The sequence below is a fragment of the Rhodococcus sp. ZPP genome (genome assembly GCF_017656075.1).
Taxonomy (GTDB): domain Bacteria; phylum Actinomycetota; class Actinomycetes; order Mycobacteriales; family Mycobacteriaceae; genus Rhodococcus_F; species Rhodococcus_F oxybenzonivorans.
In genome coordinates this window covers 431,533-455,807 of record NZ_CP058638.1, presented here as the reverse complement: position 1 = coordinate 455,807, position 24,275 = coordinate 431,533, and the positions used below count along the sequence as shown (strand labels likewise).

General features: G+C 66.9%; 18 protein-coding genes. 7 read left to right on the top strand and 11 right to left on the bottom strand.

The features are described from left to right. Positions 1-16: 16 nt before the first annotated feature. On the bottom strand, positions 17-946 hold the full coding sequence (locus HYG77_RS02055; protein WP_109329521.1) for an aldo/keto reductase: 930 nt from the start codon (positions 944-946) through the stop codon (positions 17-19). Positions 947-1,187: 241 nt separating this feature from the next. Here HYG77_RS02055 and HYG77_RS02050 point away from each other — a divergent pair, with 241 nt between their 5' ends. The 5 genes from HYG77_RS02050 to mshC all read left to right on the top strand — a co-directional run bounded on the left by HYG77_RS02050 (position 1,188) and on the right by mshC (position 5,614). After that, on the top strand, positions 1,188-2,033 hold the full coding sequence (locus HYG77_RS02050) for an undecaprenyl-diphosphate phosphatase (RefSeq protein WP_109329523.1): 846 nt from the start codon (positions 1,188-1,190) through the stop codon (positions 2,031-2,033). A gap of 40 nt (positions 2,034-2,073) precedes the next feature. Further along, entirely contained in the window at positions 2,074-2,772 is a 699-nt protein-coding gene (locus HYG77_RS02045) for a histidine phosphatase family protein (protein ID WP_159921985.1), read from the top strand. Between the two features lie 104 nt (positions 2,773-2,876). After that, positions 2,877-3,470 (top strand): DUF3090 domain-containing protein, encoded by a 594-nt coding sequence (locus tag HYG77_RS02040; protein WP_159921987.1) that lies wholly within the window; start codon positions 2,877-2,879, stop codon positions 3,468-3,470. Positions 3,471-3,473: 3 nt separating this feature from the next. Then, on the top strand, positions 3,474-4,277 hold the full coding sequence (locus HYG77_RS02035) for an SCO1664 family protein (RefSeq protein ID WP_109329529.1): 804 nt from the start codon (positions 3,474-3,476) through the stop codon (positions 4,275-4,277). Positions 4,278-4,369: 92 nt separating this feature from the next. After that, the gene (gene mshC / locus HYG77_RS02030; protein WP_208961733.1) at positions 4,370-5,614 is read left to right on the top strand and encodes a cysteine--1-D-myo-inosityl 2-amino-2-deoxy-alpha-D-glucopyranoside ligase; all 1,245 of its coding nucleotides are present in this window, start codon (positions 4,370-4,372) and stop codon (positions 5,612-5,614) included. Between the two features lie 5 nt (positions 5,615-5,619). On the opposite strand, the gene HYG77_RS02025 is transcribed toward mshC, so the two are convergent. Continuing rightward, complete coding sequence (locus HYG77_RS02025; protein ID WP_208961732.1) at positions 5,620-6,684, bottom strand: IS110 family transposase; 1,065 nt, start codon at positions 6,682-6,684, stop codon at positions 5,620-5,622. A gap of 335 nt (positions 6,685-7,019) precedes the next feature. Between HYG77_RS02025 and HYG77_RS02020 the strand changes: the two genes are divergently transcribed. After that, a complete protein-coding gene (locus HYG77_RS02020) occupies positions 7,020-8,054 on the top strand; it encodes an IS110 family transposase (RefSeq protein WP_208960050.1) in 1,035 nt (344 codons plus the stop codon). 230 nt (positions 8,055-8,284) lie between these two features. Here the strand turns inward: HYG77_RS02020 and HYG77_RS02015 are convergent, their stop codons facing one another. The 5 genes from HYG77_RS02015 to HYG77_RS01995 all read right to left on the bottom strand — a co-directional run bounded on the left by HYG77_RS02015 (position 8,285) and on the right by HYG77_RS01995 (position 18,053). Beyond that, positions 8,285-12,466: a TIGR02680 family protein gene (locus HYG77_RS02015; RefSeq protein WP_208961731.1), complete on the bottom strand. Its 4,182-nt coding sequence runs from the start codon at positions 12,464-12,466 to the stop codon at positions 8,285-8,287. After that, positions 12,463-13,848, bottom strand: coding sequence for a TIGR02678 family protein (locus tag HYG77_RS02010; protein ID WP_208961730.1), 1,386 nt, complete (start codon positions 13,846-13,848; stop codon positions 12,463-12,465). Before HYG77_RS02010 ends, HYG77_RS02015 begins: the two co-directional genes overlap by 4 nt. Next, on the bottom strand, positions 13,845-15,296 hold the full coding sequence (locus HYG77_RS02005; protein ID WP_208963252.1) for a TIGR02677 family protein: 1,452 nt from the start codon (positions 15,294-15,296) through the stop codon (positions 13,845-13,847). The genes HYG77_RS02010 and HYG77_RS02005 overlap by 4 nt, the downstream gene beginning before the upstream one ends. Before the next feature lie 295 nt (positions 15,297-15,591). Further along, complete coding sequence (locus HYG77_RS02000; RefSeq protein ID WP_208961729.1) at positions 15,592-16,749, bottom strand: hypothetical protein; 1,158 nt, start codon at positions 16,747-16,749, stop codon at positions 15,592-15,594. A 182-nt stretch (positions 16,750-16,931) separates the two neighbouring features. Then, a complete protein-coding gene (locus tag HYG77_RS01995; RefSeq protein WP_208961728.1) occupies positions 16,932-18,053 on the bottom strand; it encodes a helix-turn-helix domain-containing protein in 1,122 nt (373 codons plus the stop codon). Between the two features lie 600 nt (positions 18,054-18,653). Here HYG77_RS01995 and HYG77_RS01990 point away from each other — a divergent pair. Then, positions 18,654-19,271, top strand: coding sequence for a class I SAM-dependent methyltransferase (locus tag HYG77_RS01990; protein WP_208961727.1), 618 nt, complete (start codon positions 18,654-18,656; stop codon positions 19,269-19,271). Here the strand turns inward: HYG77_RS01990 and HYG77_RS01985 are convergent. From HYG77_RS01985 to HYG77_RS01970, 4 genes are all read right to left on the bottom strand, one after another. After that, entirely contained in the window at positions 19,268-19,594 is a 327-nt protein-coding gene (locus tag HYG77_RS01985) for a Rieske 2Fe-2S domain-containing protein (RefSeq protein ID WP_208961726.1), read from the bottom strand. The two genes, HYG77_RS01990 and HYG77_RS01985, sit on opposite strands and share 4 nt — an antisense overlap. Next, complete coding sequence (gene nirB / locus HYG77_RS01980) at positions 19,591-22,086, bottom strand: nitrite reductase large subunit NirB (RefSeq protein WP_208961725.1); 2,496 nt, start codon at positions 22,084-22,086, stop codon at positions 19,591-19,593. Before nirB ends, HYG77_RS01985 begins: the two co-directional genes overlap by 4 nt. Positions 22,087-22,176: 90 nt before the next feature. Further along, positions 22,177-23,328 (bottom strand): MFS transporter, encoded by a 1,152-nt coding sequence (locus tag HYG77_RS01975; protein WP_208961724.1) that lies wholly within the window; start codon positions 23,326-23,328, stop codon positions 22,177-22,179. Next, the gene (locus tag HYG77_RS01970) at positions 23,325-24,266 is read right to left on the bottom strand and encodes a PAC2 family protein (protein ID WP_208961723.1); all 942 of its coding nucleotides are present in this window, start codon (positions 24,264-24,266) and stop codon (positions 23,325-23,327) included. The genes HYG77_RS01975 and HYG77_RS01970 overlap by 4 nt, the downstream gene beginning before the upstream one ends. Positions 24,267-24,275 lie beyond the last annotated feature (9 nt).

The following is a 24,275-nucleotide window of genomic DNA, read 5'->3' as shown; positions in this document are numbered from 1 at the left end:
GGCGCCCCGCGGGCCCTCAGGCGCTGACGTCGTCGAGGGCCGCGGAGATGGCGGGCGGCAATTCGAGTTCCTCGGCGACGAGGACACCGGTCAGCTGGGCGATGTCCCGGGCGCCAACCACCGCGCTCGCGACACCGGGACGGTCCCGTGCCCACGCGAGCGCGACCGCCAGCGGTGAGGTCCCGAGCCCGTCCGCGGCGGTGACAACGGCATCGACGACACCGACCGAGGAGTCGGTGAGGTAATTCTGCACGTCCTGGGAGTGCGCGTCGTCGGCCCCGCGCGAGTCGACGGGAATCCCGTTCCGGTATTTACCGGTCAGGACGCCGCCCGCAAGGGGCACCGCCGCGAACACCCCGATCCCGTGATGTGCGGCGGCGGGGAGGAGTTCCTCTTCGACCCCGCGCGCGAGCAGGGAGTACTCCACCTGCGTGGCGACGAGGGTGGTACCGCGAGAGGCTCCCGCAGCGGTAGCCAGCTGCCACCCGAGGTAGCCGCGGGCGCCGACATACCGGACTCGGCCACTCGAGACCGCGAAATCCAGTGTCGCGGCCACCTCGTCGACCGGGGTGAACGGATCCCAGGTGGCGACCTGCCACATGTCGAGGTAGTCGGTTCCGAGTTCGCGGAGGGTGGCATCGAGTTGAGCGAGCAGCCCTCGGCGCGAGCAGTCGACCCGCAAGGGGCCGTGCGGGTTGATGCCGGCACTCGAACTCAGGACGAGTTCGGTTCGGGGCACCACGTCGTCGAGCAGTTCCGCCAGAATGCGCTGCGCTGCACCGTCACCGTAGGCGGGCGAGGTGTCGACGAGCGTGCCGCCGGCATCGACGAAGGCCGCGATCTGCGCGGCGGCTTCGTCGCCGTCGGTGTCGCGTCCCCAGGTGAGTGTGCCCAGGCCGAGGCGTGACACCCGCAGACCACTTGCTCCGACCGATCTCTGTTCCATAACCGCCTGCGTCTCGTGCTGTTTCCCCGGACGGCGACTGCCACCCGGGACGGGCCACCACAGGAGCAGAGTAGTGGTGTCGCGCGGAACTAGCCGTCCTGCCACGCCGGATTCTGCTGCGACCGAGGCCTCCCGGTACCGTGGCGCCGGTGAATGACGAACGCGACATGGGAAATTGGCGTCCTGACAGCAGATTCGAGGCCTCGCGGGCCGGTGTGCTCCACCTCGGGACGGGTGAGTGATGGGGGAGGCGATGTCGTGGCTCCAGGCGATCGTCCTCGGAGTCGTCCAGGGGTTGACGGAGTTTCTGCCCATCTCCTCGTCCGGCCATCTGCGGATCGTGTCCGAGGTCTTCTTCGGTGACGACGCAGGCGCCTCCTTCACCGCCGTCACCCAGCTCGGCACCGAGGCGGCCGTTCTCATCTACTTCGCCCGAGACATCGGCCGGATCGTCGTCGCGTGGTTTCGCGGATTGCTGCATCCCGAGCATCGAGGTGACCTCGATTACCGGATGGGCTGGTACGTGATCATCGGGACCCTTCCGGTCGGAATTCTCGGCTTCCTCTTCAAGGATCAGATCCGCACCGGCGCACGTAATCTCTGGCTGATCGCCACCATGTTGATCGTCTTCGCGCTCGTCATCGCAGCGGCGGAGTACTACGGACGCAAGGTCCGTCCGGTCGAGGACCTTCGCGCCAAGGACGGCATCATCATGGGTTCGGCCCAGGCACTCGCGTTGATCCCCGGCGTCTCGCGGTCCGGCGGCACGATCAGCGCGGGCCTGTTCCTCGGACTGACCCGAGAAGCCGCGGCGCGCTATTCGTTCCTGCTCGCCATTCCGGCCGTGGTCGCGTCGGGTCTGTTCAGCCTCCCCGACGCCTTCGAGCCCGCAGGGGAGGGCCTCAACGCGAGCGGCGCCCAGTTGCTCGTCGCGACGCTGATCGCCTTCGCCATCGGGTACGCCTCAATCGCATGGCTGCTCCGCTTCGTCGTCGACCACTCGATGTACTGGTTCGTCGGCTACCGGATCATCCTCGGCGTCGTGGTGCTGTCACTCCTGGCAACCGGTGTCGTGTCGGCAACCTGAGATCGGGCGGCCGGCGGGTGCGCGACACTAGGCTGGGCCAATGACTGTTGTCCTGCTGCGCCATGGGCGGTCGACCTCCAACACTGCACGCACGCTCGCCGGCCGGTCGCCGGGAGTCGAACTCGACGACCACGGCCGGGAACAGGCAGAGGCGGTTGTCGCCCGGCTCGCGGACGTCGTGATCGAGGAAATCGTGCACTCACCGTTGTTGCGGTGTGAGCAGACGGTGCAGCCACTCGCGCGGGCGCGGGGGCTCACCCCGGTGGTCGAACACCGGCTCGTCGAGGTCGACTACGGCGACTGGACCGGCCGTGAACTGAAGGCCCTACTCGAGGAGCCGCTGTGGAAGGTCGTCCAGCAACATGCGTCCGCCGCGGTGTTTCCGGGCGGCGAGGGCCTCGCCCAGGTGCAGGCCCGGGCGGTCGCAGCCATTCGTGAGCACGATGCCCGGCTCGCGGAACGGCACGGCCGGGACGTGGTGTGGGTGGCATGCTCGCACGGTGACGTGATCAAGGCGGTGCTCGCGGATGCGCTCGGCTCCCATCTCGACGGCTTCCAGCGGATCGTCGCCGAACCCGCGTCGATCAGCGTCGTCCGCTACACCTCCACCCGGCCGTACGTGCTCAAGATGAACGACACCGGCCACGACCTGTCGGCGGTCAACACTCCACCGGCGTCGGGGGACGGTGCCGCCGCCGAAGTTTCGGGGTCGGTCCCCGGCGGGGAGGTTCGCCTGTAACGATTGACGGATAATGAACGGGGCACGCTGCTAGGAAGAGTCTCAGACGGATCAACGAGTGGGCAGCGCCGCAGAAGGGCCCGGCTCCAGCTGAAGGAGGTGCAATGTCACGCGCAATTCACGTATTCCGCACTCCTGACCGGTTCATTGCGGGAACGGTGGGTGAGCCCGGCGACAGGACGTTCTATCTCCAGGCGGTTCACGAGACACGTGTCGTCAGCGTGTTGTTGGAGAAGCAGCAGGTTCAGGTACTCGCGGATCGGATGGGACTCCTGCTCGAGGAAGTACACCGCCGGTTCGGTACGGAAGTACCGCCGCAGGGCGCCGAACTCGATGACGCGAGCCCGCTCGTCACGCCCATCGACGCCGAATTCCGGGTCGGGACCATGGGCCTGGGCTGGGACGCGGACGCCGGAGCCGTCGTCGTGGAGCTGCTGGCCGTCACCGAGACCGAGTTCGACGAGTCGGTCGTTCTCGACGACTCCGAGGACGGCCCCGATGCCGTACGGGTCTTCCTCACCCCGTTGCAGGCCAGGGACTTCTCGCTGCGTTCCGAACGGGTCATCGCCGCCGGCCGGGCGCCGTGCCCGCTGTGCGGGGAGCCGCTCGCGCCGGAGGGGCACATCTGTATCCGCACCAACGGATACCGCCGCGGCCACAGCTTCGGTCTCACCCCGGAAACGGACGAGGAGGACTGACAGTTGCCCGCCGAGGAGTCGGACCCTCTGGAGTTCGGCGAACTGACCCTCATCGGCCAGATCACCCACGCCAGTAACGCGACCTTGGTCTGTGATGCGGTGATCGGTGAGACTGCGGTCCGGTGCGTGTACAAACCGATTCGCGGGGAGCGTCCGCTGTGGGACTTCCCCGACGGAACCCTCGCCGGCAGGGAGTACGCGTCATATCTGGTATCCGAACAGCTCGGATGGGGTGTGATTCCGCGCACTCTCCTTCGCGACGGTCCATTCGGGCGAGGAATGGTTCAGCAATGGGTGGACACGGCCGACCGCCACGGAGACGATCGGCCCGGACTCGATCTGGTCGACATCTGCGCGCCCGGCGCAGTGCCGGACGGGTGGTTCGAGATTCTTCGCGCCAGCGACATGGATGGCGAGCCGGTGGCCCTTATCCACGCCGACGACCCCCGGCTGCAGCGCATGGCTGTCCTCGACGTACTCATCAACAACGCTGACCGCAAGGGTGGGCATGCGCTCGAAGGACTCGACGGTTCCGTGTACGGAGTCGACCACGGCATCTGCCTGCACAGGGAGAACAAATTACGGACCGTGCTGTGGGGGTGGGCGGGGACGCAGGTGCCGGGTGCCCTGGTGGTCGACATCGCCGAATTGATCCCCGCGCTCGAGGGCGACTTCGGTGCGCGGCTCGCGGAGCACATCACCTCCGCCGAGGTCGCGGCCCTGTACGAGAGGGCGGTCGACCTGCTCGACGCCCCCGTGATGCCCCGTCCCAACGGGCACCGGCCGATCCCGTGGCCCGCATTCTGAGACGTGCGTGCACGACCCAGGAATCCGTGTTGCCCGGCGACGGGCGGCGGCTCCCTCGAGGGCGGTGACGCCGGTCCACTAGGCTCGCAAACATGCAGTCTTGGTCCGATACCGCTGTCCCGTCCGTCCCTGGCCAGGGTCCCCCTCTGCGGTTGTTCGATACCGCTGACCGGCAGGTTCGACCGGTCACCCCGGGGCGCACGGCGACCATGTACGTGTGCGGTATCACTCCCTACGACGCCACCCACCTCGGCCACGCCGCCACCTACCTGACATTCGATCTGGTCAACCGACTGTGGCGTGACGCCGGCCACGAGGTGCATTACGTCCAGAACGTCACCGATGTCGACGACCCGCTGTTCGAGCGCGCCGCCCGTGACGGCGAAGACTGGGTCGTCCTCGGCATGCGGGAGACGGCGCTCTTCCGCGAGGACATGGAGGCCCTACGGGTCATCCCGCCCCGCGACTACATCGGCGCGGTCGAATCCGTCAACGAAGTGGTAGAACTCGTCGAGAAATTCCTCGCCTCCGGTGCCGCGTACATCGTCGACGACGCCGAGTTCCCCGATGTGTACTTCCGCACCGGTGCCACCGAGCAGTTCGGGTACGAGTCCGGATACGACCGCGAGACAATGGAGAAATTCTTCGCCGAGCGCGGGGGAGACCCCGACCGCCCTGGCAAGGAAGACCCCCTCGACGCCCTGGTGTGGCGTGCCGCCCGTCCCGGCGAACCGTCGTGGCCGGCGCCGTTCGGGCAGGGTCGTCCCGGCTGGCACATCGAGTGTTCGGCAATCGCCCTCAATCGCATCGGCTCGGGCTTCGACGTGCAGGGCGGAGGCAGTGACCTGATCTTCCCGCACCACGAGTACTCGGCTGCACATGCCGAATCCGTGACCGGCGACCGTCGCTTCGCACGCCACTACGTGCACACCGGAATGATCGGTCTCGACGGCGAGAAGATGTCGAAGAGCCGTGGCAACCTCGTGTTCGTGTCGAAGCTGCGGGGCGAAGGCGTCGACCCCGCCGCCATCCGGCTCGGACTGCTGTCGGGGCACTACCGGCAGGACCGTCCGTGGACCGAGCAGGTGCTCGCCGACGCGCACACCCGGCTGAAGCTGTGGAAGGACGCCGCCGCCCTCGAGTCGGCGCAGTCGGCCGCGGACACCATCGCCCGGCTGCGTCAGCATCTCGCCGATGACCTCGACACCCCCAAGGCGCTCGACGCACTCGACGGCTGGGCCCGCCGCGCGCTCGATCACGGCGGTTCCGACACCGATGCCCCGCGCCAGTTCGCTGCAGCGGTCGACGCACTGCTCGGCGTCCGACTCCACCCGTGATGCTCCTATGAGGAGTCAACCTGGGTGGGGTGTAGGACTCGGTAGATTTCGCGGGCGACGTAGCGTTTGAGGCAGCGGATGATCTCGCGTTTGGTTTTGCCTTCCTCGATGCGCCGGGCCATGTAGTCGCGGGTGCGGGTGTCGTTTTTGAGGCGGCTGATCACGATGGTGTGCAGGGCCCGGTTCGCCTGCCGGTTTCCGCCACGGTTGAGCCGGTGCCGGCAGATCTTGCCGGAGGAGGCTTGCAGGGGTGCGACACCGCAGCTGGTGGCGAAGGCGGCTTCCGAGCGGAGCCGGTCGGGGTTGTCGCCGACGCAGATCAGCAGTTCGGCGGCGGTGACGATCCCGATGCCGGGCGCGGCGAGCAGTGCGGGTGCCGCGCGGCGGGTCAGCACTGCGAGGTCGGCGTCGAGGGTTCGAATCTCCTCGCTCAACGCGGTGATGCGGCGGGCGGTCGAGCGGAGTGCGGTCTTGGTTGCGGCGAGGATGCCGCCGGCGGCGACCGGGTCGGGACGCAGGCCGGCGCAGGTGCCGATCAGGTCGGTGCGGGTCAGGCGCCGGAGTTGTCCGCGTAGTGGTTCGGGTGCGGCGACGATCATCGAGTGCAGGGCGGTCAACGCCTCGGCGCGGGCCTTGACCGCCAATGCGCGGGTACGGGAGAGGAAACGCAGGGCCTCGCTGTCGCCGTCACGGGTCTTCGGGATCGTGTTCGCTCGCCCGGACAGGGCTGCGGTGGCGGCGGCGTAGGCGTCGACCGGATCGGACTTGCCGCGGGCGCGGCGGGCGCGGCGGTCGGGTTTGTCGACCTCGACCACCGGCAACCCGGCCTCGGTGAGCATCCGGGTCAGGCCGGCCCCGTAGGTGCCGGTGCCCTCGATCCCGACCGAGGCGATGACTCCGGCATCGGTGATGAAGGCCAACAGTTTCCGGTATCCGGCCGGGGTGGTGTCGAACTGGTGATCCGCGACCGGGCGGCCGAGGTGATCGATGATCGCGGCGTGGTGGGTGTCTTTGTGGGTGTCGACTCCGACGAAGATCTCGAGGCTGACAGCGGTGGAAACATCGGTCATGCTGGACACAGGTCATCCCTTTCATCGCGGTGGCCACGTGCCGGTCGAGGCCGGGTGGACAACACAGTGATGGGACTTGGTCGCGTCAGGCTCCTGACTTGTTGAATCACCGGTGGATGTGATCGGGATCTGCAGTCTCGTAGCGTCCAGGGTGTCGATCGGCGCAGGCTCGCAGGCTTCTTGCCACCATCTTCGGAGGTTGGCTCACTGATAGCGTGCCATGCCGGTCGACACCCGCCCTGCGGTGTGGCTCGACAGAGGCGTGAACGAGATCTTCAAGTCAGGATGCCCTCCGCAGGCACGTTCGACTTCGCCTACCGAAGGAGTACTGCCAGGTGGTCATCATCGGAATCGACCCGCACAAGTCGTCATTCACCGCAGTTGCCGTCGACCGCAGCGGCGTCACCGTCGGGTCCCGTCGGTTCGTGGTCAATGCCGGCACCGCCACCGCGTTGGTGAAATGGTGCCAGCGATGGCCAGAACGGCAATACGCGATCGAGGGAGCAAAGGGACTCGGCCGGGGCATAGCGCAGATTCTGGTCGCGCGTGGTGAGGACGTCGTTGACGTTCCTTCCACCCTCGCAATGAAAGTCCGGGTCCTGAGCACCGGCGGCGGACGCAAAACCGACCCCGACGATGCCCGGGCCGTCGCGCTGACCGCCTTGTACCACCACGGCTTACATCAAGTTCACCGCGAGGACCAGAGCACGATCTTGCGGCTGCTGTCCGAGCGCCGCGATGACCTCACACGTGAGAAGACGCGTGTGCTCAACCGGTTGCACCAGCTGCTACGGGAACTGATTCCAGGCGGCGTTCCGATCGGGCTATCGGCGGACAAGGCCGGCGCTGCGATGCGACGGATCAAACCGACCACCGCCACCGACGCCTGCCGCCGGGACTTGGCCAAGGACGTGCTTGCCGACCTCCGGCGCATCGATTCGAACATCAAAGCCAACGAAGCTCAGATGCGCGACGCGGTCGCCGCCACGACGACGACTCTGCAGGAAGTCCACGGAATCAACACCGTCCTTGCCGCCAAACTTCTCGGCCACATCGGGAACATCACCCGATTCCCCTCGGCCGATCACTTCGCCGGCTACACCGGCACCGCTCCTCTCGCAGCGTCGAGCGGCGAGAACACACGCCACCGGCTCAATACCGGTGGTAATCGTCAACTCAATTCCGTGCTGCACACCATCGCCGTCTGCCAAGCCCGCGACCCAGGGCCCGGCCGCGTCTATTACCAGCGCAAACTCGACGAAGGCAAGACACGAGCCGAAGCCCGGCGCGCACTCAAACGCCGCCTCGCGAACGTCCTCTATCGCCGAATGCGCAGGGACCAACAACACGCACCACCTACGGCTGCTTGACACACAGAGGCGCTATCAGGTCACACCCGCCCGGCCGGCACGTATCAGGCACTGGCTGGTCCGGGCGGTACGAGGCCGACACATCACGGGAAAGACAGTCCGCGGTGGACGTCGGAGTACTTGCGAGTCAGATCTCGTGCCGACCGGACTGCTCCAGTATCACTGAGTACTTCTTAACCAACCGAGGTTAAGAAGTACTCACGGTGGGGAGTGCTGCTGGTAGTCACACCTCACACCTCGGCGAATTCGAGCCCGCCCTCGACGGGGGAAGGCACTCGTCGACGCAGAGGCGATCCGAGTGCCCGCGCCAGATCGGTGCCGTCGTGTTCGGCGAGCAGTTCGCCGTCTGCCCATACCAGCAGTGCGGCGCTGACGCTGTGTTCCGCCGTCGAGTGCGCGAGGTCGTAGTGCGCACACCCCGGGACCCCGGCGTAGGTGATCCAGAGGTCGTACCCGGTCATGAACAGGTCGAGGTCGAATTGGACGCTCAAACCGAGGAGTTCACCCCGACCGTTGTCGTCGACGCCGGCGAAGGCCTCGTCCAGGGCGAGAAGTCGCGGTGCGTGTGGATCAGCGGAGTCGAGCATCACGTGGGCGGCCGCGAACAGTGGCAGGTGGAGCGACACCGACTGTTCACCGCCGGAGAGTGCACTGTGGCGGGCGACGGTGAGGCGGTCTTCGCTGCCGCCTCCGCCGACGAGGGTGAAGGAGAACACCCGCCACCTGCGGTAGTCGAGTGCGGAGGCGAGGATCTCGGGGTACGAGCGTTCGGGGTGCGCGGCCCGGGCGGTGCGAATCTGGGCCGCGAAATGTGCACGCATGGCGGCGAGATCGTCCGGACTCAGCGCGGACGCGTCGCGATCGAGCAGCTTCGAGATGGCGCGGGCGTTGTCGTCGAGGTTGTCGGCGAGAACCCAGTGCACGCCGATCGTGTTACCGGAAGACATCCGCCGCTCCCGCATCTCCGACCCCATTCGCGCGATCAGGTCGCGGGCGTCGACGGTGCGTTCGTGGATCTGCTGAGCGAGTCCGGTGAGGAGGGCGTCCTCGAGTATGCGTCGTTCCGAGTCGGTGAGGAGGAGTTCCTGATCGGCCCGGGCAGCGGCGATGCGGGACGCGAACGCACCCACCGACGAGTAACCCTGATCGTCTTGGACCTGTACCACGGTGAGCCCGTCCGGTGCATCCCACTGCACGCGGTAGTCCTGACCCGCGGATGCGAGGCCGGCGTCGAAGTCCTGCAGGGCTGTGGTGAGCGCGGTGCGGGTGGACTTGCGTGCCGCCTCGCTGACTCGCACCGCGTCGGTGGCCGAGTCCAGCGCGCTGTACAGGGCGAGCACCTCGGCGGGCAAGACCTGTGCCGCGCTGTCCGCGTTGTCCGCGTTCTGAATTCGGTAGACGAGCTGATCCGCGTTCATCCAGGCCGCAGGACTCGCCGGCCACACGTGCTCGGTGTCGACGCCGAGTAGTTCGAGGAGGTCGCGTCGTGCGTACGGGGCCAGGCGCGCCGCATCGTTGTGGGTTTCGGTAAGCGCGATGCGCAGGGTGGCGACTGCCGTCGCGTAGGCGCCCTCCGCTTTGCCGATCGCCTCTCCCGCATCCTTGTCCGCTTTGCGGGCCTCCCGCTGCCGCTGCTTGCACGCCTCGATCCGGGCATGCGCTTCCTCGAGTTGAGCATCGATGTGTTCGGCGCTGGCGCCGAGGCTCTCGCGAAGGGTGTCCAGCCGTTGGACCTGTGTTGCGAGACTCTCTTCGGCGATGGCCGCCTCCTCGGCGAACTCCTCCGCGTTGCCACGTGCTTCCGCGAGCCGCTCGTGCGTTTCCCGGGTGTGCTCGAGTTCCTTGAGATGCTCACGCCGACAGCGCAACACCAGCTCGCCCTGCTTCTCGAAATGCCGGATGGCTGCGGCCAGTGAGTCGATCTCGCGTGCCACGTGTGGAGTTCGGTGGGTGACGGCCGCCGTGCGCAGCTGCTTCTCTTTGGCCGACAGGTCGGCGATGGCCTGATCGAGATCACGATCCGCCGCCGCAGACGCCTCGGTGCGTGAGCGCAGCATCCCCGCATTCTCGGTCACCGATTTGAGTGCGCGGAGAATCGATGCGGTGCGGGGCAGTGACCGGCTGGTCGTGGTGACCTGCGCGGACAGCGCGACGGCCTCCGCCTCTGCGGTGTGGGCGTCGGTCAGCAGCGCCTCGGACTCGGCGATGGTCCGATCGAGTTCGGCGATGCGGGCCGCACGTCTGCGCGCACGTGCCGTCGCGCCGATATACTCCGCGTCGCTCTTGGCATGCGAACCCTGTTGTACGCCTTGCCTATACCCGCCTACGCCATCGACGGCGACCATTGTGCCGGACACCGAGGCGCTGTCGGGCACCCAGGCGATGGACTCGAGGACGGCCTGCACGCGATCGGCGGGGACGCCGGTGTCGGGCTCGACCTCGAGGACGTCGGCCAGGGTGGGACCGTCCGGGCGATCGCCCGTCGGTAGTGGCAGCAGAAATTGCTCGGACTCGGTGTCCGGCATCGGTCCGTCGCCGCCGAAGATCCACCCGTCGAGGAGGTTGGCGGCCTGTAACGCGGACTCGACGCCGGTCGCCGCTGCGGCCACCACGTTGTCGCGGAAGCGGACCAGACGCCACAGTGGTGCGCCGGGCAAATCCTTCCGCGACCCTGTTCGGGCCGCGAAGGGCGCCGGGGCGTCGTCGTGCTCGGCGGCAACCTGCGCACGGGTGGCCCGCAGGTCGCTGATTCGCTCGGTCAGTGTCGCAATGTCCGATTCGGCGCGCCGACGACGGAATTGGAGCGACTCGACGGCGCCGGCGGTATGGGCGGTGAGCACTTCGGCCAAGGTGGGTGCGTCGTCGTCACCGACTCGGTGCAGCGCGGCGTCGAGTGCGTCGAACAGCGATGCGGGCACTCCGAGGGAGGTGTAGAGCGGCGCATGTTCGACCCACCAGGACCGCAGGGCGACAGCGGTTTCGCTGCGTGCGACCTCGACAGCCGCTTCGGCTTCGAGGACCGCGGCCCTGGCCTGCTCGAGTTGCTCGCGACTGCGACGCGCTGCGGCGTCGGCGCGGGTTCGTTCGGTGGCGGCTTTCTCGACCGTGCTCAACGCAGCCCGCACGGCCCGCACGTCGCCGTCCCGCTCCTCGGCGTGCCCGTGCAGCGCAGCAGTCAGCTGGTCGGAGCGGGCACCGGCGGGCAGTGGGGTCCACGTGGTGCCGGCGTCCTCTGCAGCGACGTGCAGTTCGTCCTCGGCGCGCGCGAGCGCCTCCACCAGTTTCGCGACAGCGGCGTCGGCCCGTTCGGCTTCCTCGGTGCGCTGCGACAGCGTGGCCCGCGCTTTGGCCGCCTTGTCGACCTGTTGCTCGGTGGCCTTCTCGAGAGTGGCCACGGCTTGGGCGAGATCGTCGAGTTGTGTGCGTCCCTCATAGGCGGTGGAGCGCTTGAGGGCGTCGAGGTTTTCGGTCGCCTGATCCAGTGCCCGCTCGGCGTCGATGAAGCCCTGCTCGGCCGCTTCGCGTGCTTCCCGGCTGCGGGTCTGTTCGGCCGCAGTCTCCCGTAGTGCGGTAATCCCGTTCTCGACTGCGTCGAGTCGCCCGGCCAGCTGGTCGACGTCCGAACGCGCCTGCTGGCGCAGGTACTTGGTGTACACGCCGATGAACCGCTGGGTTGCCCCGTCCGCCGCGGCGAGGCCTTCGAGGGCACGTCCGACTTCTTCCATGTCGCTGAACGAGCGTGCAGCCTCGAGGACCAGTTGCTCGTCGAGGGGTCGCAGACCGTCGGTCAAGGCCTGGGATAATCCCTTCGGATCGAGGTTCTTGGCAAGCTGTGGACGCCGGAGGGTGAGGATCAGATTGATCAACTGGTCGTATCGCTCGGCGCCGAGGCCGAACATGCGTGCATCGATCGCAGCGCGATAGTCGACCGGCCGATCGGTCAGACAATCGGTTCCGACCTGCTCGCCCAACTGCTTCTTCGTCAACGGGCGATCGTCTGCGCCGAGCAGGGAGAAATCGACGCCGACGCGACCGTCGGCGACGAAATACCACCGGGTGACCTTGTCGTTGGACCTCGTCGCGCGCATGCCGATACCGACCGTCACGGCCTCGGGATCATCCTTCGGCCCTCGACAGAACTCCATCCACACATACGAATACGCGCTGTCCTGGCCACGGTAGAGAAGGTTCGACTTCATCGTCCGCTCCTCACCCGCAAATGGATTGAGGCGCCGCGGTTCGATGCGGCCGTCGAGAACGAACGGGAACAGGACTTCGAGCGCCTTGGTCTTGCCCGACCCGTTGGGTCCCCGCAACACCAATCGTCCGTCGGCGAAGGAGAACTCCTGGTCGCGGTAGTCCCAGAGGTTGATGATTCCGGCACGGGTGGGCCGGAAGCGCGCGCTGGTCATGCGAAGGTGTCCTTGCTGTCGTTCGAGGAATGGGGGAACAGATCGATCTCTGGGGTGCGGTCGCGAATGTTGACCACGACTCCGCGATACCGCGCCAGCGCCGGTAGTACGAGAATCCCGCCGGGAACGGCGGCGACCAGGCTGAGGCGGTCGAGCAGTGCGACTGCGGCACGTCCCAAACCCTCGGGATCTGCCTGCCACCCGGCAGCGAACGTCTTGCCGAATCGATCGACCAGTGACGCCATGGTCAGTCGAATCCGGCTGTCCTCGACGAACGGATACGCAACCGGTTCGGCGGCCGGCAGCGTCGCCGCGTTGTCGGGGGCATCTGTGGCCAGGCTGTCGAAAATTCCGGACAGGGGAACGGCACCGTCCAGCTGCTCGATCAGAGCTGTCGCCTGTCGGTCGGGCACCGGCAGCTGCACTGGTTCGGCCCCGTCGGGATCGAGCAGGTGATCCGCGAGCTCGCCCGCCAACAACAACGCGACCTGCGCGACGGTGCCGGTGCCCGGAAACCGAATGTCGGACAGACGTCCCGACGAGTCGATCATGGCGACGCCCTCACGCCGCCTTTCGGCGACCAGTCCGGTGAGAAGTTCGACATCGGCTGCCGTTCGAGGGAGGGCGAGCTGCAATTGTTCGTCCTCGTCGAGTTCGGCCGCGTAGACGACGGGACGCTCGATGAGGGCGCGTCGGACACGCCGAGCTACTTCCTTGGTGTCGACGGCGCGGTCGAACGCCGCGGGATCGGAGTCGCCGCCGCGCCCGGAAAGAAGTTCACGGACCGACCGGAGATGCTGGAGAGCGCGGGACGGCCGGAACAAGGCGATGACCACCGAGCGGTCGATGTCGTACAGCGCCTCACCCGCATCGGGATTGGCTGCCCAGCTACCCGCGTCACCGTCGGCCAGCGCTATCGCGCCCCGGGTCGCGAGCCAGCCGACTGCGTCGACGAAGGCGTCCCGGTCGGCGGCCCGCTCGGTGGCGAGTTCGATGCCCTCGACCTGCGCCGCGGAGGCGGCCACGTGGTCTGCAAGTTCGGAAAGGGTGATCTGATTGCCAGCCCGCCCCAGCGCGGCCAGTGCCAGTGCAAGGTACGCGTAGCGGTACCGGTCGAACGTTCGATCCGTCGCGGTCTTGGCCGGGGCCCCGGCGTCGAGTCGATCGGCAATGGTGAACAACCGCGCGGTGGTTTCGGTGACCTCGAGTCGATATCCGAACAGATCGAGCAGGTCATCGCGTAACTCGGTGGCCCACCGGCGGAGCAGCGGAAGCGCGATCCGATCCGGGTAGGTCTGTGTCACCAGATGATTGGACAGAATGATGCGGGCCGCCCGCTGGTAGGAGTCGAGCGCGAGCGGCGGTATCTCCCGTGCCCTCACTGGACCGTCACCCGCAGTCCGTCGAGGTGGAGCCGGCCGCGGGCCGTGTGTACCACCGTCGATTCCGAATGGGGAGTCAGCGTGAGTTTCACCCCGTTACCGGATCCGGACGCGCCGCCGACTTTCCCGCTCACGGGGACACGAGCCGTCAACGCAGCGTCGAGCAGGCTGAGAAGAACATCGGTTTCGGCGTTGTCGAGCACCCGTTCGTGCACTCCTCCCGACGCGAGCGATTTCGCCGCCGAGGCTCGGGCCCGCTGACCGGCCAGCTGCTCTTCTCGTAACCGTCTGATGCCGGCGTCGTTCCTCTGGACACGGGCGGGGGCGCCGGGGGATGGCGCACGTCCCGTCTCGGCGAGCGTGCGGGAGATCTCGACGGGCGGTGCCTCCCACCACGACCGCGAGTCGGGAATGATGTCGGCGTCCGGGTGCACCATGGACAGATGGCGGGGGCGGCCGAGGTCGAACACGGCGCGGAACAGTGCGTGCGCCGCTTCCTCGGAGGGAGTGGCAGCGAACCAACCGGCGAGGTGCCGCAGCTGGCTTTCCCGGCTGACGCCTCCCCGCCGCGTCTCGGTAACCCTGCGGAGGAGCGACAACACGGCGGCGATAGCGCTCATGGTCCCTTCGCGGAGTCGTTCCGACTCACTCGGCCCGGACTCCGGTGGCAGAAACCAGTGCGTGAGGCCGTTCCATCGTGCTCGCCAATCGGCTTCCCGCTCGGCGAGCGGCAAAAATACTCGCTCGTCGCTCATCGCGGCCCTCCGGAGGAGGTCGTCGATCCCGGTGTCCTCGACCTCTCTGATCGCTTCGGCCAGTTTCGGTGCGTAGCGGGACAAGTCGGAACTGAACTCGCGCATGTGGGTGAGGAGCGCATCTTTGTGGGACAGGAATGTTTCGGGCGTGATTTCGGTGGTGCGCACCAGATCGCCGAGTGTGAGATAGAAGTGAGCGGCACGGGTGGCCATGTCGGACAGCGTGGCGTCGAGGCGACTGAGCTTCCGGAAGATCACGTCGTTGTCGGCGGCCTTGTTGGCGGCAGCGAGTTCCTTCATGTCCGCCAGCAGTTCGGGCAGAGCGAGCCGGGAAAGTGAGGCGTCGTCGAGGCGGGCGGCGAGGACGTCCTCGACGGCCCGGAACACTTGGTAACCGGCCTGGCTGAACTGGTAGACGAAGTGCCGATTTCGGTACTCGGCGAGGCTGGCGGCCCGCGTTCCGTCGTAGCTGCGCTCGAGAACCTCCCATACGTGGAGTTGCTCGAGCAGGGGAGTGACCTCGGCAGCGGAGAGCTGCCCGGACACGTCGTCGGCGGCGATGCGGCCGAGGATGGTGGCCACTTCTGCGGCATGCAGGAGCACGACGTAATTGGCGCGGGCATGGTCGAATGCCCGGAGCACCCACAGATACTCGACGCGTTTCTCGGCGGTGGCGAAGGAGAACAGCTTCAACCGATCGTCGCGTACGAGGAGATCGGGGAGTGGCCCCTCGGGGCGGGACCACTCACGGGAGTTGCCTGATTCGCTCACCGGAACAGGTTATGCGGTCGTGTACCCCGCGGCCGAACGCCGTGCCGACCTGCGCCTTCATCTTTCGACGATGAATCGGGCCGGGACGGAAACACCGAATTTCGAGAACTAGCGATCCCGCGCGGGTAGGCGACAACAGCCGTCGCCGCCACCCAGCGCAAGTCCTGACCGAACACACCCAGTCCGTATGGCCTCTAGGCGGAGAGCCGGTCGGATGTCACAGGACGAACAGGACGAAGACGATGGCGACCAGCACGAGCGCTAAGCCGACTACCGCTGCGACCAGCCAGGAACTGCGGGTGTCGGAGTCGGCAATGGGCGCGTCCTGCGCGACGGCGCGCGGTTCCGGCGGTGTCGCGACCGCCGTTGCCCCCGTGGCACGCGCAGAGGAGGCACCTACTGCCGCGGCAGATGCGGGTTGTGTGGTGCGCGCCGCGGATCCTCTCGGCGTCTCGGCCGCTGCGGGCAGAGGCTCGCCGACAACGGCGTCGATCACCTCGGTGACGTCGTAGGAGGGCGGGAGGCCGATCGGGGTGACCCGGTGCGTCGTCGGATTGAAGCCCGCCGCGCGAATAGCGGCGCCGAGGGCGGCGGTCTGTTCAGGGCCGGGGCCGACCACACACCGCACGTCGAACTTCTCGCTCACCGAGGTCGCGAAGCCTCGAATCGCTGCTGCATCCCGCGCGATGAGCCCGTCACCGGTGACCACGACCGCGTCGAGGTTGCTCGGAAGCCATCCGAACGCACCCAGCGCGGTGGCGATCTGGGCGGAGGGCGTTCCCCCCGACGCGAAGCGGAAGGCCTTTCCCGCCTCGACTCCTGAACGGATCAACGCAACCGTCGCGCCCGTGTCGTCGACATGATAAATACCGACCAATTGTCCGGGACGTTCGGCAATTTCGGATTCGAACCAGGCGGCCGCGGCTTCGGCGTCCGATACCAAGGACAGGTACGACATGTCGGCGTAGTCCAGGGCGTCGCGGAGGGCGGCAACTGCAGTCGAGTCCCAGCGAGTGGGGTACGACGCCATGATGTCGGGAGCGCCGCCGGTTCGCCCACCGTGGTCGGGCAGTGGTTCACACTCCCGGAGCAGGCAGCGCATGGCGCCCGCGACCAGGTCTTCGGCCCGGTATCGGGTGCCGTCACCCAGTGCGACGCCGGCAGGATCACCGACCCGAGGAAGAAATCCTGACACGGTGTGCGTCCGACCGAGGGTCTGTGGTGCCGAACCACCGAGGATCGCGGTGCCGTCCGGGCACATGTGCAGGACGGTGTCCCTGACGATCACGACAGGATCCGGTGACCCCGGGTCGTTCGACGCGACCACCGCTGTGGACACGACACTGCCGATCCTGAGCCCGACTCCCATGGACATGCAAGTACCCCTATTCGTGTGCGAACGGATTGTGAATTCCGCCTGGCCGTTCCGACGCGCTCGTCGCGGCCACAAGATGTACATCCTGCTACTCGGAGGGGCCTGTGCCCGCCATCACGCGCGGCGTGGCGGCGGCGTGTCGCTCGTATCGACCGCTTTCCTCGATATTTGGGCGATCGCAGTCACGAAGGAGTGTGTGGGGCGAGCGGGGTTCGCCATTCGCTCTCGTGGTCGGCGAGCCAGCTGAGGAGATGCTCAGCCTCTTGGGGATGACGCCCGGTTCCGGCAAGTAGGTCGGCGAAGGCCTGCGTCGGGGCCACCAGGCGAACGTTCTCGCGGAACAGCGTGCGCTCGAACACGGCCGCTGACCGGGGAGTGGCGATGAGGACGTTGGCGCCTTCGTCGACGGGGCGCAAGTGGAGGGCCTTGGCGAGCGCCTCGCCGTGATCGGCATAGATCTGCACCTGGTGCGCCGGTGCGTAGTCAACGAACGCTGCCGCAGCGACCGAACCCGTAACTGCATACAGCTGATCTGCGTGCTTTGCGAGACCGGCGAGGAGGGAGGCGACGCCTTCGGGGGCGAAGTAACCGACAGTGGGGGAGTCCTTGAAACTGGCGTCGCTGCTCCAGGCACGCAACATGTGCTGCCACCGCACCCTCGTCACGGGTCCGCGGGGGAGTCGCTCCAGTAGATCGCGTTCTTCGAGCGTTTCGACGACTCGATAGGTGGCTCCCGTCGAGGCCCCGGAGAGCCGGACGAGTTGAGGGACGGTGAGTTGACCGGAGTGGTCGGCGAGCGCCCGCACCACGCGGGCGGCCGGGTCGCCGGTCAACTGGGCCGCGGGCCGGCCGGGACCGCGCCAGGGGTCGGCATCGGCACCACGATCACGTACCCAGATTGCCGGCCGGTCGGCAGACAGCGAGGTATTGCCCGTGGCGTCGGCGTAGGAGAGGCCACGCGCATCGAGTTGACGCCGAACCGGTTCGGAAAGATAACGCGCACAAACGAATCCGCGATCAGAATCGGAAAGGCTGTCTGCGAATCTGGCCGCGTCCCCCGCCAGCACACCGCGAGCGGGGATGACCGAGAAGGAGGCTACCTCGCCGTTCGGCGCACCCACGAGGAGGCGTTCCGGAGCGTCGGGGAGCGAGCGGGACTTACCGGACGTCAACGTCCAGCCGTGGGGGAGCGCTGCCTGGAGCGTCGCGATCGACCGGCGGTAGAGGTCGATGTCGCGCTCCGGCTTGGGAAATGGCACTTTTTGCTCGCGACCCGCGAATTCAGTGTTCTCCTGACCCGGCACGCCACAACAGTAACATCTGTCACAGACGGAACGCCCAGAAAGTCCGAATGGGGCCCGCGTTTCCGACGCAGCTGAGTGGTCAGTTTCGCAAGAACCTCACCACGCCACGTCGACGACCATCCGACAGCCACGGGGGAGTCGCCGATATATGCGGGATCTCGAGGACCGGGCTTCCCGAGGGGAGCGTCGAGCTTCATCGGGAAGGGGGCTTGGCGCGGTGAATTCGTCCGCGGGGGAGCACGCTTTACCGGCCGGCCTTTCGGTACCTGCTGGTGGGGAGCGTCTGTGCGCCTTTCTGGTCGTCCCAGCTACTAAGGCGCACGGGTGAAGCTAAATCTGTCCAGGACGGAATCCTAAAATTTGCCGAAAAGTCCAGCAACGCTGTCAGCCCCCTACCGACTGGCCGGGTCACCCCAACACCTCACCTCCCACTCGAACCACTCTCGCAACCGCCGAGGCATCGGCCGGGCCGAGCCGTACGTGTCGGGCTGGAAGGCCGCGCAATTCGGCATTTGGTCACCTGGGATAGCCTCGGCTTCACACGACGAGTTCGGGTGGCACGGTGAGCGGAATGCGGGCCGAAGCGAGGAGAGATCGACGATGAGTGAACGTACCCCCAGCCAATGGGAGGAACTCGCAGCCGCCGACCCGGCGCATTCCACGTGGTACGTGGAGCGGTTCCGGACGATGGCGGCCGAGGGAAAAGACATCTTCGGGGAGGCGCGGCTGGTCGACGCGATGCTCGGCCGTGGCGGCCGGGTTCTCGATGCCGGGTGCGGGCCGGGTCGCCTGGGTGGCTATCTGCACGAGGCCGGGCACGTCGTGGTCGGTGTCGATGTCGATCCGGTGCTGATTGCGGCTGCCGAGGAGGACTATCCCGGCCCGACCTGGCTGGTCGGTGATCTCGCCGAGTTGGATTTGCCGGGCCGCGGGGTGAAAGCGGACTTCGATGTCATCGTCTGTGCCGGGAACGTCATGACGTTCCTCGCGCCGTCCACGAGGGAAACGGTGTTGGCGGGGTTCGCTCGCCATCTCGGCCCCGCAGGCCGGGTGGTTGTGGGATTCGGTGCCGATCGCGGGTATGACTTCTCACAATTCCTGACCGACGCCGCGACTGCTGGTCTCGCCGTGGATCTGCGACTTTCGACGTGGGATTTGCGCCCGTTCACCGACGAGTCACAGTTTCTGGTGGCGGTGTTCTCGCGAGCAGGTGCCTAGACACTCAGGGTGAGAATCCCGTCCCGCACCGAGGCGGAGTAGGTACGTACCGACTCGACGCCCTCCGACGTGCAGGCTCCGGTGTCGAAGGAGAATGCGTACTGATGCAGCGGGCACATCACAACCGCGTCGTCGATCTGCCCGTCGGCGAGGGGGCCGCCCTTGTGAGGGCACACGGCGTCCATGGCGCGAACGGTGCCGTCCGACAGCAGGAATACGGCGACCTGCCGGCCCTGCACGACGTACGTGCGGCCCTCGCCGGGCGTGAGTTCGTGGACCGGGCCGAGTGCAATCTCCGATGCACCCTCGATGGTCGCGGTCATCGAACCGGCACCTGGGGGAGCGGGAGGAGAGGAAGCGACGGCGCGAACTGTGCCGGTGATTTCGGTGCGCTGCGTTCCTTCCATGGATCTCGGTAGCCGTCGACTGCCGTCTGCATGCGCTGATCCAACCCTGCCACGATGCCCTCCTCGTCTCGGACCAATACAGCCTGAAGGTGCTCGAGTCCGACTCTCGGCACGAAGTCGTAGGTGCGCTCGAGCCATTTCGCGTTCTCGCGGTAGTACTGGATGAACCGTCCGCCCAGTTCCACTACGGCTTCGGGTGATTCGACGGTTGCCAAGAGATCACCCTTGCGCACGTGGGCGCCCGCTGCGCCACCGACATAAATTTCCCAGCGGCCGTCGCCCACGGCGACGACACCGAAGTCTTTGCACAACGCCTCGGAGCAGTTGCGCGGGCAGCCGGCCACAGCCAGTTTCAGTTTTGCCGGCGTTTCCAGGCCTTGGAAGCGTTCTTCGATCGCAATGCCGAGACTCGTCGAATCGCCCAGGCCGTACCGGCAGAAGTCGGTACCGACACAGGTTTTCACCGTGCGCATGCTCTTCCCGTAGGCGAAACCGGAGGGCATGTCCAGATCACCCCACACCTTGGGGAGGTCTTCCTTCTTGATGCCCAGCAGGTCGATACGCTGTCCGCCCGTCACTTTCACGAGTGGCACGCCGTATTTGTCGGCTACATCAGCGATCTTGCGGAGCTGATCCGGGGTGGTGACACCGCCTTTCATCTGTGGCACCACCGAGAAGGTGCCGTCACGCTGAATGTTCGCGTGCACCCGGTCGTTGATGAACAAGGCGCCGCGTTCGTCCACCCAGTCCGGACCCCAGACGGTCCGCAACAGCGAAGCCAACGGCATCTTCGCCGCCGCGTCCTCCTTGCCGTCGGTCGCGAGTTCTGCGAACACCTGCGACACGGCCCGCAGGTCGCGTTCGCGGATCGTAGCGATCAAGTCGGGCTTGGACATCGGGATGCAGGGCACATACCAGTCGGCGGCCGGGTCGACCTCCAGTTCACCACCCGCTGCGGCCGCCACGATGTCGGCGACGAGTCCCTTGCAGGACCCGCAGCCCTTACCTGCCCGCGTCTGCGCGCACACTGCGGACAGTGTTGTGGCCCCGGAATGCACACACGCGACCAGATCGCCCTTGCTGACTCCGTTGCAGTTACACACCTGCAGGTCGTCGGGCAGATCCGCGGCACTGGCCGCGACGCTGGGTGTGCCGAGGTCGAAGAGCATACTGATGCGTTCTTCGGGTAGCGGGACCTTCCCGTCGAATGCCTGAGTGAGGTAGCCGGCCTTGCTGATGTCGCCCATGAGGGTGGCGCCGATCAACTTTCCGTCGCGGACGACGAGGCTCTTGTAGGTGCCGCTGCGGGGTTCGTAGTACTGGACGAATTCGTCGTCGGCGGTTTCCGGACCTTTGACACCCATTGCCGCCACGTCGACGCCCGCCACCTTCAGTTGGGTGGTTGTGCGCGAACCGACATATGCGGCTTCGGGATTGGTACCGGTGAGGACCTCAGCGAGAATGACGGACTGCTCCCACACCGGGGCGACGAGACCGTATGTTTCGCCGCGGTGCTGTGCGCACTCGCCGACGGCATACACCGAACCCTCGTCCTCACACCGCATCTGGTCATCGACCACGATGCCCCGCTCGACCACCAGCCCGGCAGCCCGCGCCATTTCGACGTTGGGCCGAATACCGGCGGTGACCACGACCATGTCGGCGTCCAAAGTGCTGCCGTCGACGAACGAGACACCCGTGACGCGTCCCGCATCGTCGCGCAGAACCGCGGTGGTCCGCATCGAGGTATGGACCCCGACACCGAGTTTCTCGATCTCGGAGCGGAGCATGCTGCCGCCGCGCTCGTCGAGTTGCTGATTCATGAGGTGGCCGGGGGAGTGCACCACGTTGACCTCGAGGCCCTGGGTGCGGAGCCCGTAGGCAGCCTCGAGTCCGAGGAGTCCGCCACCGATGACGACGGCGGACACGTCGTCGTGGGCCTGCGCCATCTGCAGCATGCCGTTGGTGTCGGCGATGTTTCGGAATCCGAACACACCGCGGGCGAGCCGTCCGTCGGTTTCCCGGAGACCGTCCATGTTGGGGAAGAACGTGTTGCTTCCGGTGGCGATGATCAACACGTCGTAGTCGACGACGCGGCCACTCTCACACGTGACGGTCTTCGCGAAGCGGTCGAGGGCAACCGCCCGATCGCCGGCGTGGAGGGTGACGCCGTTCGCGGTGTACCAACCCATCGGGTTGAGGATCAGGTCCTCGTCGTCGACCGCCGCCTCGCCGGACAAGACGTGCGAAAGCATGATGCGGTTGTAGTTGCCGTAAGGCTCGTCGCCGATCATGGTGATCTCGAATCGCTCGCGGCCGCCGCGGTTGATGATCTCCTCGACGGTGCGCGCGCCGGCCATACCGTTTCCGACGACCAGCAGCTTGCTCGAACTCGGTGTGTTGACCATAGGACGAGGCTCCGCCCCCGCCGTGTCGTAACGGCTGCGCGGAAGTTAAATGGGAATCAGGAACATCTCACAGGGTTCGCGGAAGTTGCGTCAGACGGAAGAGTTGTCGCCCGGCATGAGCAGGGGAGCCGCCACCGCGAGCAGCACGGCCGGAAGTAGAAACCCCGCTGCCGGGGAGATCGCATAGACGGGAGTGAGAGTAATGGGTGCCAGCGCATTGCCCGTGAACCTCAATGCCTGAACCACCGATACCGCCCCACCCCGATTCGGTCCGGAAGACCCGAGAACTGCAGCGTTGACGCCGACCAGGATGAACTGGCCCGCAGCTCCGGCCGCGAACCAGGCCACGGCCACGACGGCGAGGAGTGAGACGGTGCCCGCGGCGGTGATGAGCACGGCACCGGCAATGGCACCGATCACGACGGCCGTCCGTGCGCCGATCCTGTCGATCACTCCGCCGACGAGGCGCGCAGTGAGGATTCCGGCCACTCCGAAGCCGGTGAGCAGGAGGCCCCGCTGGGTCGGGCTCAGGCCGAAGACGTCCTCGGCACGGAACGCCACCAGAAAGCTGAGTCCCCCCAAGGCGCCCCAGCCGAGTAGTGCCACAACACCCATTCGCAGTACCGGCAGTGTCAGCGCGTCGCGCAGGCGTGGACGCGCGGCCCCCGGCTCGTCGCGCGCAGCGTCCGGTATTCCGATGAGGCCGAAGGCCGCGGCGACGAGGGCGATGACGAGGAACGACAGCCGCCAGTCGATCTCGGCGGCCAGTCCGCCGACGAGCGGAGCACTCGACTGACCTGCAGCTTGGAACGCGCCGAAGATCCCGAGTGCACGTCCGAGACGCTTCTTCGGCGTGGAGGCAGCGAGCGCAGCCAGCAGCAGGGGCGTGGTGAACGAGTTGGAGCATCCCTGCAACACCCGCGCGCCGAGAAACAACGGCAGCGTGGGGGCGAGGAAGCACGCGAGCGACGACACCAGGTAGACGGCGTAGGCGGCCCGCACGGTGCGAGTGCGACCCCAGCGTGCCCCCAGTGTTCCCGACACGAGCATCACGAGCGCGAAGGGCAGCAGGTACGCCGTCAGGGAACTGGCGGCGGCTGCGGCGCCCACGCCCAGGTCGTCGCCGATCTCGGGGAGGATCGAGACGACGACGCCGCCGCCGAAGGGTCCGAGGAAGCCACCACCGTAGAGGGCGAGGCGTTGCAGTGCAGAACGAAGCGACTCGGGGGAGCGCTCCGTCACAGCCCGAAGCTGCCGGGCCCACGCCGGCGGAGGTACCGCTCGAACTCGGCCGCCAATGCGTCACCGTCGATCTTCGAGATCGCCTCGGAAATGTCGGTCTCGGCGTCGCCGCGTTCCTCGAGCGAGCGGACGTAGTCGCCGATCTCTTCGTCGTCGGCGGTCATCTCCGTGACGGCTTCCTGCCAGTCGTCGGCTTGGCTCGGCAGCTCACCGAGCGGAACCTCGATGTCGAGAACATCCTCGACGCGTTGGAGCAAAGCGATGGTGGCCTTCGGGTTCGGTGGCTGCGACACGTAATGGGGCACGGCCGCCCAGAACGACACCGCGGGCACACCGGCCCGGACGCAGGCGTCCTGCAGCACCCCGGTGATGCCGGTAGGCCCCTCGTACCGCGTCTGCTCGAGCTTGAACCGCTCGGCGGCCTCACTGCTGTACGCGCTGCCGGTGACAGGGACCGGCCGGGTGTGCGGCGTATCCGCGAGGAGTGCACCCAGGATGACGACGGTGCTGATCTCGAGTTGGTCGATCAGCTCGAGGAGGTCCTCGCAGAAGCTGCGCCAGCGCATGTTGGGTTCGATACCGCGAAGAAGGACGACGTCACGCTCACTGCCGGGTGGAGAGCACACGGACAGGCGGGTGGCCGGCCACACGATCTCCCGGGTGACGCCGTCTACCTGCCGGACGGTGGGGCGATTGACCTGGTAGTCGTAGTATTCCTCGGAATCCAGCTCGGCCAGCGGCTGGGCGTCCCAGGTCAACTCCAGGTGTTCGACGGCCCCGCTCGCGGCGTCGCCGGCGTCGTTCCATCCTTCGAAGGCGGCGACCATGACAGGGTCACGCAGCACGGGAACGCCGTTGTCTTCGGCGCCGGTATCCGCGGCGTCGAAGGCGTCGTCGTCGCGGCCCGCGGGCGTGACAGGGATTTCACTGGAACTCACCCACCCAGC